An 11,732-nucleotide genomic window follows, 5' to 3' on the forward strand; every position below is an offset into this window, starting at 1 on the left:
CCAGCGAATAGTCGTCAATGACTGACCCGAATGGGACGACGGGCCGCCTCGCTTCCGAGCGAGGCGGCCCGCCCGTTTCAGTACGAACCCTCACCGCCGGCGATGCGCACGCGGTGATTCCCCTCATCGCCGACATCCCCCTGTATCAATGGCTGCTCGCCGAGCACATCGACGACCGCGAAAAGCGTGAATGGTTGGCCGAACTGCTCCTCCGCCCACTGCTCAACGTCGATTGCGTGGTCGGGGCGGAAATGGAGGGTCGGCTCGTCGGCCTGGTCGGATGGCAGCCGCACGATGTGGATTACGCGCCCGATGGGCAAGCCCCCTTACGCCTGCCGAGACGTCGAGGTCGCCATCCAGACTCCGGGGTTGCGGGAGCGGTTGCTCGAGCTCTGGACGAGTCCGCCGCTGCCCACGCCGATGGAGGACGCGGTCAACTGCTTCCTCACGGTGATCTCACCGGATGTCCGTGGCGGACGGGTTCTGTTCGACATGATGCAGAAGGTCGAGGACTACTGCGTCGAGCGGGATCGGCGCTACTACGCGTGGACGGCCTCGCCCAAGTTTCGCGACTGGATGAACTCCGGTTGGCACAGCACGCAGTTCGACCAGCTGGAGTGGAACGGGGTCACCATGTACGGGGTGGTGTCGCGAGACCTGCGTCGCGCGCCCGTGCCGTGGCTCGGCTGACGACTCACGGCGTCGAACTCACGGGGTCCGGTCGAACTCTCGGGCGATCAGGCGTACCCACGCGCGGTCGGACACTCCGTCCGGAGTGCTGAGCACGTCGGGGTCGATGAGCGTCACCTCGTCCTCCTTCAGCCACCGAGCGATCTGACGGGCGCGTGCTCGCGGTCGCTCGGTGCTCTGTTCGCTGCCTTCGGCCGGCACCAGGCCTGCGCCGGCGTGCAGGTAGAGCCCGTCGAGAATCTCCGAGACGCGGTCGTTGGCCTGAAGGACCGGCGTCGCCGAGCGGTAGTCGGGATCGGCGAGTTCCGGATGCGCCGCGATCAGCGCCCGGTGGAGGTCGACGGTGCGTCGCAGGTCGAGGCGTGCGACGGCCCAGGATTCCACCATCACCGAGCAGCACGCGGCGCTCAGGATGATGATGGCCGCGGCCCACCAGCCGGACATCGGTTCCACCTCGGTCGGCGCGACCACCAGGACGGCGACCATGATCGCCAAGCCGAACAGGTAGAACGCGATGGCCCGGCCGAGCGGATTCCACGCGGCATAGCGCAGCCCGACGCCGATCGAGAAGATCCCGGACAGGACGATGAACAGCGCGCCGATCATCGTCTCGCCGGTGACGGCCATCGCCACGACGTCAGCGACCGCGAGCGCAGAGACCGCCACCGCCGCCGCACCGAGTGGGCGGGCGCCCAGCTTCGGCAGCGCCGAGAGCGCGATGAGTGCGGTCGCCGTGGCGACGACCACCCAGCATCCGACGAAAGTCAGGACCGCGGCGTTGCTGCCGACGGGTCCTAGAATCAGCGCGACGGTCGGGGTGCGGACAGCAGCGGCGGCGGCGACGGCGACGGCCGCGACCGCGACGGAACTGCGCGCGAGCGATGGCGGTCGGACCGTGAGTCGTCCGAGCCGAGCGCCCACCGCAGCAGCACACAGCGCCGCGATCACCCAGGTGACCCAGGTCATCCGAGGGCCTCGTCGTAGCGGAGCATGGGACGCCAGGAACGTCGACGGTACAGCTGGCCCAAGCGCTGCAGAAGGCGGGACGCGAACGCTTCGGCCTCCCACTCGTGGAGGTCGTGGTCGGCATCCGATACGGCGTCGTCGCCTGGTTCGGCGGTGATCCCCAGCATGTAGGCGATCAGGTCGTCCTCGGCGGCCACGGTAGTCGTGTCGGCGGCTGCCCCGGGGTGCTTGAAGATCACGTGCCCGAGTTCGTGTGCCAGGGTTCGGGCTTCGCTGGGAAGGGAGCGGGCGAGCACGATCTCGTCGTGGTCGTCGTACTCGCGTCGCTGTCCCCAGACGCCGGGCGCCAGGTCTTCGACGGACACGGTGATCGGCCGACGACGGCTCTCGCCCACTGCGGTCACGATCTCCTCGAGTGTGCCCGCGTGCTTCTGCGCCGCGACGTCGAGGACCGCCTCAACCGCGGCGTGGATGCGTCGGTGCGAGCGGCGTGGCCGAGCAGCGTCGACGCTGGGGTCACTCATGGGCGGTGGGTCACCGGCCGCCGGGGGACAGGAACTCCGCGCGCGCCGCATTCACTCGCACGCGGCCCGCGCGGGCATTCCGGTAGGTCATCGCTCCTGCGGCGCCCGCGATCAAGATGAGGCCGGCGATCCCGGTGCCTGCGGCGGCGAAGTCTTGTGAGGTGAGCGACGGCGCTGCAGTCGTGACGGCCGGCTCCACGGGCACTTCGGTCGCCGTCGCGGGCGCTCGGTCCCGGTCGGAAGTCGGCGGCTTGGGCGTCGCACGGTTCGGGGAGGTTCCGGGAAGAGACGGTGCGACGGGTACGCCTGCGGTGGAATCTTGGGGGCCGCTCGCCGAGGGGGCGTTCGCTGCGGGAGCGTCGGGTGTCGGTCGGTCCGGCCGAATGACGGGGTTGTCGTCGGGGTCGTTGGTGATCGTGACCCTGGCGCTCTCGCCGAAGTCGCCGGTGCCCGAGTCGGTGTCGGTGCTGCCGGTACCACCGCCGGTTCCGGAGTCTCCTCCGCCACCGCCGATGCCGCCGATGCCGCCGATGCCGCCACCGATGTCATCGTCATCGTCGTCGCCATCGCCACCGTCGCCGGTCTCGGGCGGGGTGGGGACGACCACCGAGCCGGAACCGTCGTCACCGTCGGTCTCGGTGTCTGTACCCGTGGCGCTGTCGTCGTCGGTCGAGGGCGCGTCGGGGACATCGGATTCGTCGATCGCGGGGAGATCGGTGCCGGGGAGATCGGTGGTGGGCAAATCGGTGCTGGGCTCGCCGGCCTCAGCGGTGCTGTCCGAGCAGTCGGCAGAACAGGGTGCCGACGGCGCAGCAGGCGCCGTCGCAGGAGTGGCGAACAGAATTGCCAGCAATGCTGCGGCGACGCTCATCGGTCGCGCAGCGCGCAAAGAGTTCCGGACCAGCATCGTTGTCCAAGCTACCTTCGTGACGGGCCGTAGCCCAAACGGATGACGGTCTTGAGGAGTCAGTCGAGGGGGCTCTCGGGGAGACCCTCGCCGCGGCGCAGCTTCTCGGCGAAGGCTGTCAGCATGTCCTGGGATTCCTCAGACAGGTCGAATGCTCGGCTCGACAGCCGGCGAAGCCCGCGGCCGCGGAGTTGGCTCAGCAACTCGAGGTCGTGGTCGATCTTCGCCGCGTAGACGTCGTCATAGAAGTAGTCGGGCTGCACCTTGAAGAAGCGTGCGAGCGCAGCCACCGTCTCGTCGGACGGATTCGTGCGGTGTCCATTGCGGAGCTGCGACAGGTAAGGCTTGGAGATCTTGTGTCCCGCGGCCGTGACCGCGTCCGCGACCTCCGCATTGGTATGCGGCTTGCGCCCCGGAGGGTGCACCGTCTCGAACAGCCGGTTCAGCCGCTCGGCGAAGCAGTCGTCCATCGTGTTCTTGATCCATGCGCTTTCTGTGGAACGTGGTCGTCACCGGTGTTGATGCCCGACACATGGTAGCGGCCCGGGCGGCGCACCGACTCCAGAGTTCGTTCGGCCGTTTGTACGACACGCGCTCGATCTGAAGTGGCGTTGGCCGACTGGTCGGTCCCCTCACTGTCTACATCCTAGCAATCAGATGTTGCTGTAACAAAGATTCTAGTGGCGAAACGGCGGGCTCGGCGAACTGAATCAACCTGATTAAAAATCCATCATCACGACTGTGAACTGCATAGATGATGGATTTCAGTAGGGAGTTCCGCGGTTCTGGGGTTCCCCCGATTGGACGTGCGCAGTGTTTGCTGTACGGTAACTGACGTGCCTCGGTGAGTTGGTCGGCGCGTGTCGGGAGATCCAGATGATGTTGGTGTCATCGGGGGCAGAACCGTCGCGCCGGCACCGAGTGCGGCAAGACCGCTGACGGCGGGTGATCCTAGGGGGGAGCACCCGCCGTTGGTGCCGTCACGCGCATTTCCTCCGATTTACTACGGTGGCGAGAACGCAGTGGATCCGTAGCATCGGGTCATGACTCAGCTAGCCGTTCAGCTCACTGACACCGGTCACACCTGGCTCATCGACCGTCCGATTCAGATCGCCGTCTACGTGATTCTCGGGATCGTCGTCCGTTATCTCCTCCATCGCGCCATCGACCGCGCCACTAAGCCGCCCGCGGCCGGGAAGACGTCGCGCCGTCGTACTCGTCGAGAGAAGCGCGCCGAGGAGAAGCGGCTTGCCTTCGACGAGGAGACCGGTGGCGACACCGCTTCGGGACTGCGGGTCGACGCAGGCAGCGGACTCACCGCGGCGTTCCTGCGGAAGTACTCGAGACAGCGCAGCGCGGACGACGTGCGGGCCGAGCGACAGCGCGACGAGCGCCGCGCTCAACGTCTGCAGACCATCGGTTCGGTCCTCAAATCCTTGGTGTCGTTCATGGTTCTGCTGTGGATCATCCTGCAGACCCTGGGCATCCTCGGCGTCAACGTCGCACCCTTCATCGCCTCCGCGGGCATCGTCGGTGTGGCTTTGGGATTCGGCGCGCAAGCGTTGGTCAGGGACTTCCTGTCCGGCCTGTTCATGCTGTTCGAGAACCAGTACGGCGTCGGAGACTGGGTTGACCTCGGCGAGGCATCAGGCACCGTGGAGACTGTTGGACTGCGAGTCACCACCGTGCGCGACCTGCACGGCACCCTCTGGTATTGCCGTAACGGTGAGATCATGCGCGTCGGCAACTACAGCCAGGACTTCGGCGTCGCGTTCCTCGAATTCCCGGTCTCGTATCGGGCTGACGTCGACCGTGCCTGCGCCATCGCGCTCGATACCGCGACCGCCGCGGCGGCCGAGGAACCGATGAAGTCCGACCTTCTCTCCGCTCCGGAACTGCAGGGCGTCAACCAACTCGGTCCCGACTCCTGGACCATGCGGATGACCGTCGTGACGCGCGCCAACGCTCAGTGGGCCACCGAGAGGGAACTGCGCCGTCGAATCCGCAAGGCCTTCGACGACGCGGGCATCGATGCGCCTTACCCCGGCGGCGCCCCGACGTGGATGTCCGACGCGACGCTGGCGCAGTAGCGGAAGTGCAGCAGCACGGCGCGAACGGTCGCGCCGACTATTCGCAGATGGCTCCTCGGGAAGCGGAGGTCACGAGCTTGGCGTACTTGGCCAGGACGCCGCGCGTGTACCGCGGAGGAAGCGGCTCGAAGTCCGCCAGGCGTGCGGTGAGTTCGTCGGGATCGACGAGGATGTCGAGCGTTCCGCTGCCGACGTCGAGGCGGATGCGGTCGCCGTCGCGAACAGCGGCGACAGGCCCGCCGTCGACCGCTTCCGGCGCCACGTGGCCAACACACAGGCCGGTGGTGCCGCCGGAGAAGCGTCCGTCGGTGAGGAGCAGGACGTCTTTGCCGAGGCCCGCGCCCTTGATGGCGCCGGTGATGGCCAGCATCTCGCGCATGCCCGGGCCGCCCTTGGGGCCCTCGTAGCGGATCACCACCACGTCGCCCGCGGTGATGGTGCCGTCTTCGAGCGCATCCATGGCGGCGCGCTCGCGATCGAAGACGCGCGCCGTGCCCTCGAAGACGTCGGTGTCGAATCCCGCGGACTTCACCACCGCGCCTTCGGGTGCGAGGCTGCCGTGCAGGATGGTGATTCCGCCGGTGGGGTGGATCGGTGCGTCCATGGCGCGAAGGACCAGACCGTCGGGATCGGGCGGTGCGACGTCTGCCAGGTTCTCGGCCACGGTGCGGCCGGTGACGGTGAGACAGTCGCCGTGGAGCAGGCCTGCATCGAGCAGCGCCTTCATCACCACCGGCACGCCGCCGATGCGATCGACGTCGGTCATCACGTGCGCGCCGAAGGGCTTCACATCGGCGAGGTGGGGGACTCGGGAACCCACCCGGGCGAAGTCGTCGAGGGACAGCGGCACGCCCGCTTCGTGGGCGATCGCCAACAGATGCAGGACGGCGTTGGTCGACCCGCCGAACGCCATCACCACCGCGATCGCGTTCTCGAACGCCTCCCTGGTCATGATGTCGCGCGCGGTGATCCCCCGGCGCAAGAGTTCCACGACGGCCGCGCCCGATTCGCGGGCGAAACGGTCCCGGCGACGGTCGGGTGCAGGCGGTGCGGCGCTGCCCGGCAGCGACATGCCCATCGCCTCGGCCGCACTGGCCATGGTGTTGGCCGTGTACATGCCGCCGCAGGCACCTTCGCCGGGGCAGATCGACCGTTCGATGGTGTCGACGTCCTCGCGGCTCATCAGGCCGCGGGCACAGGCGCCGACGGCTTCGAAGGCGTCGATGATCGTCACCTGCCGTTCGGAACCGTCCGACAGTTTCGCGTAGCCGGGCAGGGTGGAGCCGGCATAGAGGAACACCGACGACAGGTCGAGCCGTGCGGCGGCCATCAGCATTCCCGGCAGTGACTTGTCGCAGCCCGCCAGGAGGACCGACCCGTCGAGGCGTTCGGCGCTCATCACCGTTTCGACGCTGTCCGCGATCACCTCCCGAGAGACCAGCGAGAAGTGCATGCCCTCGTGGCCCATCGAGATGCCGTCCGAGACCGAGATGGTGCCGAACTCGAGGGGATAGCCGCTCGCCTCGTGCACGCCCTCCTTGACGGCCTTCGCCAGGCGATCGAGCGAAAGATTGCACGGCGTGATCTCGTTCCACGACGATCCGACGCCGACCTGCGGTTTCACCCAGTCGTCGTCGCCCATGCCCACCGCCCGCAGCATGCCGCGGGCCGCGGTGCGCTCGAGGCCGTCGGTGACGTCCCGACTGCGAGGTTTGATGTCGGGCGTGGTGTTCTCGTCGCTGGCCATACTCCGACGATAGGAGCCTTGCCGTCGACGCGTGCTGTCTTGGCAGTAGAGCCTGCGGCAGACCGCTCCCGCTGGTCGAGTCGGCGAGGGTGCCTTCTCATGTTGGTCGAGTCGGCGAGTGAGCGCAGCGAACCCGCCCAAAATCGAGACCGGAGCGACTGCGTGCAGGGGCGATCTCGATAAACCGTTGCGTGCTTCGCTCGCAGCGGCACTCGATCAGCGTGGGGCAGGTGAGCGCAGCCGAAGGTGCCTTCTCATGTTGGTCGAGTCGGCGAGTGAGCGCAGCGAACCCGCCCAAAATCGAGACCGGTGCGACGGCGCGTGGGGGCGATCTCGATTTGCCGTTGCGTGCTTCGCTCGCAGCGGCACTCGATCGGCGTGGGGTCGGGTTGGCGTGTGAGCGGAGCTGAGGGTGCCTTCGCTTGTTGGTCGAGTCGGCGAGTGAGCGTAGCGAACTCGCTCATGATCGAGACCGGTGCGACGGCGTGTGGGGGTGATCTCGACATACCGTTGCGTGCTTCGCTCGCAGCGGCACTCGATCAGCAAGGGGGTCGAGTCGGCGTGTGAGCGGAGCGAACCCGCTCATGATCGAGGCCGGAGCGAGTGCGTGCGGGGGTGATCTCAATATGCCGCTGCGGCACTCGATCAGCTCGGGGTCGTCAACCCCGCGAGCAGGTGAACGTGACGGCCACGTCGGCCTGCTTGGTGGAATCGTCGTCGTCGGTGACACGGGAGATCACGCGGTAGGTGTCGCCGTCGACGGTCACCTTTGCTCCGGCGCGGTCCTCAGCGGTGGTCTCCCACTCCGTGTTGCCGATCTCTAGGGACAGGTCGTCGAGGGTCGGGGGCGCAGTGAGGTTGATCTCGACGTCCAGATCGCCCGCTGAATCGTCGTGCCCGGCGTCGAAGTCGAGTTGCGGGCGCCCGTCGTCCTCGCCCCACTCGCAGTGGCTGGGCGCGAACTGCGCCTGGACGGGAGTGCCGTCGAGCAGGACCTTCGGTGCCGGGCCTTGGGTGGCCGTCGACGCGGGCGCACCGGTCTTCGGCACGGTCTCGGTCGCGGCGGCGGGTGCCGACTGGGTGACGGTCACGGTCTCGCCGGTGTGATTGTCGTCGGACGAGCAGGCGGCGACGCTGAACGCCAGCGCAGGCACCGCGATTCCGACTGCGAGGCGGACGCGGTTCGAGGTGTGAGTCGGCATGAGCCTCACGTTAACCGCTGTCGGGGGATACTGCGCGGCAACCGTCCCGTCGCTGCGTGCGTCGCGGCAGCATCAGAAATGGCCGTGCCCCGTCGCCCTTGGAAACAGGGGGACGGGGCACGGCAGGTCGAGACTGATTCCGGATCAGGCCGGAGCGAGCTCCTTGGTCGCCGAATCGTCCGGGGACGGTCCGTCGGAGGTCGCGTCCTCGTAGCGCTTCTGCTGGAACCGCACGGCGGCGAAGGTTGCGGCACCGCCGATGACGGCGATCAGCAGCAGGCTGACGAAGCTGGCGGCGAATCCGGAGACACCGTTGAACGCGGCGATGTATCCGTGTCGCACCAGTGTCATCGGGGAGATCCAATGCAGCCACTGGAACGGCGCCGGGACGGTCTGGATCATCCAGATGCCGCCGTACGAGAACAGCTGCAACATCAGCCACGACAGCGAGCTGAGGGCGCCGACCACGTAGCCGAACAGGGTGAACAGCACGGAGATCAACGCCACGTTCATTACCGTGGCCGCGGCGGATATCAGGATCACTTGCCACAGGTGCGACGGGTCGGGCGCCGGGCTGAGGGCCAGCCAGGTGGCGATGCCGACGACCAGAACACCGAGGAGGCTGATCGCGCTGATGATGGCGCCGCGACGTGCGGTCGCTCCAAGGCTTCGCGGGGTCTCGTCTTCGGTGACGAAGCGGTGGCCGCGGAACGACATGAAGACGACGATCGGGATCAGCATGGTGGCGATGATCAGGATGGTCACCGCGCCGCCCGGACCGAAGAACTGCGCCTGCGCGATGTGCACGGTGTCCTTGGCGACCGGCGTGGAGATCAGCGAGGCCAGCGAGACGCGGGCTTCCTTGTCGCCGAAATCAGGTGCCCGCTCGGAACCGTCGACCAGACCCTTCTTGAGCTTGCCCGCGCCTGCGTCGAGCTGCTGCGCACCGTCGTTGAGGCGGTTGACGCCGTCGGCGACCTTGCCGACACCGGCGTCGAGCTTGACCAGGCCGGCCGACAGTTCTGCCGAGCCCTCCTTGAGCTGGATGCCGCCGTCGGTGAGGCGGTTGACGCCGCTGCGGTACTGCGCGTTCGGGTCGGTGAGCTCGTTGGCGATGCGACGGCTGCCCGACTGCAGTGCCTTCAGGCCTTCGATCAGTTCCGTGACGGTCGACAGCTGCGACGAATTCGGGACGGCGGCCTGCGCCTGCTTGAGCAGCTTCTCGACCTCGGCGAGCGGGATGCGCCCGGTGAGGCGCTCGATGCCGTCGGCCAGTTGCGTGGCACCGGCGCCGAGCGTGTCGGTGCCCTCCTGCAGGGTCACCAGACCGTCGGACAGGGTAGCGGCGCCGGTGGCGAGCTTGGCTCCACCCTCGCTGGCGGCCGACGCTCCGGGCTGGAGCTCGTTGTTGATGCCGTCGGCCAGGGTCTGGGTGCCTTCGGACAGCGTCTTGGTGCCGTCGGAGAGCTGGACCGAGCCGTCGGCGGCAGCCCGCAGGCCGTCACCCAGCGTCTGCACGCCGTCGACGAGGCCGCCGACGGTCGTGGTGGCGACGCCCTTGAGAACCGACTGCTGGATCTTCTCCATCGCCGATCCGCCGATCTGCGAGGCCTTCAACGTGTTGTAGTCGTTGAAGGTCACCGTGATCAGCGCGGGAGCGTCAGCGACGGTGGCGATGGTGCCCAACGTCTCACTGAAGTTCTCCGGGATCTGGATGATGAAGTAGAAGTGGCCGTCACGCAGGCCCTGGTAGGCCTTCTGCTTGTCGACCAACTCGAAGCCCAGCGACTGCGACTCGACGAGGTTGTCGGCCACGCTCTTGCCGGCCTCGATCTTGTCGCCGTCCTTGACGAAACCGGCGTCGCTGTTGACGATCGCGACGGGCATCTGGTTGACCTTCTTGGTCGGGTCCCAGAGCACCCACATGTACACGGCTGCCAGCACCAACGGGATGGTCACCAATAGCGCGATTATCAGACGGACGAGCCGAGATCTTTGCATCTTCGGCTGCGGTTGCACGGTTGTCATTTGCTGCTCCGTAGCAAGGTCGGGGCAACGGGGATCGCACTAGTGTTCTCGTGACCAGGGTCGTCAAGACTGCGGCGGCCCGAAGCATCGGGATGTTCGTGGGTAAGAGTAGCGAACTTTGCACGAAAATACCCACCGGTAACTTAATCGGGCAAGGAAACGCAGTTCGCGCGACTGTCGTCCGATCCGAGGACTACGCCGCCATGCGCTCCGGTGTGGCGGGCTCGGGGACGGCGCCGGGCGTGCGGTACAGCGACATGTACTGCGCGACGCGCGCTTGGCGCTCGGTGGGGACCAGCAAGTGCGGGCTCGGGTACGCGCCGTCGGACTCCTTGCGGCGGTTCACCAACGCCTGGCTGCTGAGTGTTGCGAGGGAGACGACCAGGAGGACCGCCCAGGCGACGGCCAGGCCGATCTTCGTCGAGGCGGCCAGGTTCAGGGCCAGGCTCATCAGGAGCAGGCACATGACAATGAACTGCATGAGCATCAGTGCATAGCCCACGAACAGCGGAGTGACCTTGGCGTCGCGCTGGGTTGACGACGACTGGGCTGACGACGGCTGGGTTGACGGCATGACGGATCGACTCCTGAAGGCGAGGGGTGATGCGTTCGGAAAAGAAAACGCTACATGTAGCGTATCGATAGTCCTGAGGTAACGTCTAATCGGACTATTCAGGTGTTGACGGTGGGGAGTTCGGGTGCCGATTCCGCGTACCGAAGGCTCGGCGAAGATTGCTGCGGCCGCGCGCGAGTTGCTGCGTACCAAGGGACCCTCGGCGGTCACGATCGAGCGGGTGGCGGCGCATGCGGGCGTGGCGCGAACCACCGTGTACCGTCGATTCTCCGACCGCGGCGAGATGCTCGCCGATGCGCTCAAGGAACTCGCGAATCCGCCCGGCCCCGAGGATCACGACATCTCCGGCGAGGGGCGCCTGCGGTGGGTGGTCGAGCATGCTTCGGCGATGATCCTCGACGGCATCGGGTTCGGGGGCTTCGCGGCATTGCTGTCGAATTCGGATCCGTCGTTCTCTGCGGCGTTCAGGTCTGTCCTCCAGGCGCATCGTCAGGCGTTGGCGGAGGAACTGCAAGCCGGCATCGACGACGGATCGCTTGCGTTGCACGGCGACATCGAGACGTTGGTCGACTCCATCGTCGGCGCTCTGCTCGCCGAGTACGGCCGTACCGGCGAGATCGCCGAGGACTGGGTCGACCGACTGGTCGAACTGCACTACTGCCTCGTGGTCGACGGCCGCTGAGCCGAGGTGGGCAGACGGAATTCGCCCCGGCCGCACGGTGCGGACGGGGCGAGTTAGCGGATTCGCTAAAGCCTGTTCAGCCGACTCACATGGCCGGAACAACCTTGCCGTTGACGGTGACCTCGAGCTTGTCGCCCTGCGGGGTCCAGGTGATCTTGCCGTGCTCGAAAGTCGACACCTTCATGTCGCCCTCGTCGGTCTCGTCGCTGGTTGCGACACCCAGGGGTCCTTGCGAGCCGCCCTTGCCGTCCGCTGCGGGCTTGCCTTCGGCGTCGCGCTTGACGTTCCACGCGTCGCGGATCTTGCCCCAGGTGATGTAGGC

General features: G+C 67.0%; 12 protein-coding genes and 1 pseudogene. 3 read left to right on the forward strand and 10 right to left on the reverse strand.

All coding sequences use genetic code 11. The annotated features are described in order from the left end of the window. Positions 1-77: 77 nt before the first annotated feature. Entirely contained in the window at positions 78-293 is a 216-nt protein-coding gene (locus tag GX543_RS12385; RefSeq protein WP_290852245.1) for a hypothetical protein, read from the reverse strand. A 19-nt stretch (positions 294-312) separates the two neighbouring features. On the opposite strand from GX543_RS12385, the gene GX543_RS12390 reads away from it, so the two are divergent. Next, complete coding sequence (locus tag GX543_RS12390; RefSeq protein WP_290852247.1) at positions 313-690, forward strand: hypothetical protein; 378 nt, start codon at positions 313-315, stop codon at positions 688-690. 18 nt (positions 691-708) lie between these two features. On the opposite strand, the gene GX543_RS12395 is transcribed toward GX543_RS12390, so the two are convergent. The 4 genes from GX543_RS12395 to GX543_RS12410 all read right to left on the reverse strand — a co-directional run bounded on the left by GX543_RS12395 (position 709) and on the right by GX543_RS12410 (position 3,557). Next, on the reverse strand, positions 709-1,656 hold the full coding sequence (locus tag GX543_RS12395) for a hypothetical protein (protein WP_290852250.1): 948 nt from the start codon (positions 1,654-1,656) through the stop codon (positions 709-711). Then, complete coding sequence (locus GX543_RS12400; RefSeq protein ID WP_290852252.1) at positions 1,653-2,180, reverse strand: ImmA/IrrE family metallo-endopeptidase; 528 nt, start codon at positions 2,178-2,180, stop codon at positions 1,653-1,655. The genes GX543_RS12395 and GX543_RS12400 overlap by 4 nt, the downstream gene beginning before the upstream one ends. 10 nt (positions 2,181-2,190) lie before the next feature. Further along, a complete protein-coding gene (locus GX543_RS12405) occupies positions 2,191-3,051 on the reverse strand; it encodes a hypothetical protein (protein WP_290852254.1) in 861 nt (286 codons plus the stop codon). Positions 3,052-3,146: 95 nt separating this feature from the next. Next, positions 3,147-3,557 (reverse strand): helix-turn-helix domain-containing protein, encoded by a 411-nt coding sequence (locus GX543_RS12410; protein ID WP_290852255.1) that lies wholly within the window; start codon positions 3,555-3,557, stop codon positions 3,147-3,149. A gap of 573 nt (positions 3,558-4,130) precedes the next feature. Here GX543_RS12410 and GX543_RS12415 point away from each other — a divergent pair. Then, positions 4,131-5,177: a mechanosensitive ion channel family protein gene (locus tag GX543_RS12415; protein ID WP_290852256.1), complete on the forward strand. Its 1,047-nt coding sequence runs from the start codon at positions 4,131-4,133 to the stop codon at positions 5,175-5,177. A gap of 37 nt (positions 5,178-5,214) precedes the next feature. Here the strand turns inward: GX543_RS12415 and ilvD are convergent, their stop codons facing one another. From ilvD to GX543_RS12435, 4 genes are all read right to left on the reverse strand, one after another. Beyond that, positions 5,215-6,924 carry a dihydroxy-acid dehydratase gene (gene ilvD, locus GX543_RS12420; protein ID WP_290852257.1) on the reverse strand — a complete coding sequence of 570 codons (1,710 nt, stop codon included), beginning with the start codon at positions 6,922-6,924 and terminating at the stop codon, positions 5,215-5,217. 659 nt (positions 6,925-7,583) lie between these two features. Next, complete coding sequence (locus tag GX543_RS12425) at positions 7,584-8,126, reverse strand: lipoprotein LpqH (RefSeq protein ID WP_290852259.1); 543 nt, start codon at positions 8,124-8,126, stop codon at positions 7,584-7,586. Between the two features lie 144 nt (positions 8,127-8,270). Then, positions 8,271-10,154 (reverse strand): YhgE/Pip domain-containing protein, encoded by a 1,884-nt coding sequence (locus tag GX543_RS12430; RefSeq protein WP_290852260.1) that lies wholly within the window; start codon positions 10,152-10,154, stop codon positions 8,271-8,273. A 193-nt stretch (positions 10,155-10,347) separates the two neighbouring features. Continuing rightward, complete coding sequence (locus tag GX543_RS12435) at positions 10,348-10,728, reverse strand: hypothetical protein (protein WP_290852262.1); 381 nt, start codon at positions 10,726-10,728, stop codon at positions 10,348-10,350. A 124-nt stretch (positions 10,729-10,852) separates the two neighbouring features. Here GX543_RS12435 and GX543_RS12440 point away from each other — a divergent pair, with 124 nt between their 5' ends. Further along, positions 10,853-11,410, forward strand: a complete 558-nt coding sequence (locus GX543_RS12440) for a TetR/AcrR family transcriptional regulator (protein ID WP_366929073.1) — start codon at positions 10,853-10,855, stop codon at positions 11,408-11,410. An 85-nt stretch (positions 11,411-11,495) separates the two neighbouring features. Here GX543_RS12440 and GX543_RS12445 read toward each other — a convergent pair. Continuing rightward, a pseudogene (locus GX543_RS12445) lies at positions 11,496-11,732 on the reverse strand (hypothetical protein); the annotation flags it as partial.

This window comes from Gordonia sp. (in: high G+C Gram-positive bacteria), from assembly GCF_012515855.1.
In the GTDB taxonomy this organism is placed as follows: domain Bacteria; phylum Actinomycetota; class Actinomycetes; order Mycobacteriales; family Mycobacteriaceae; genus Gordonia.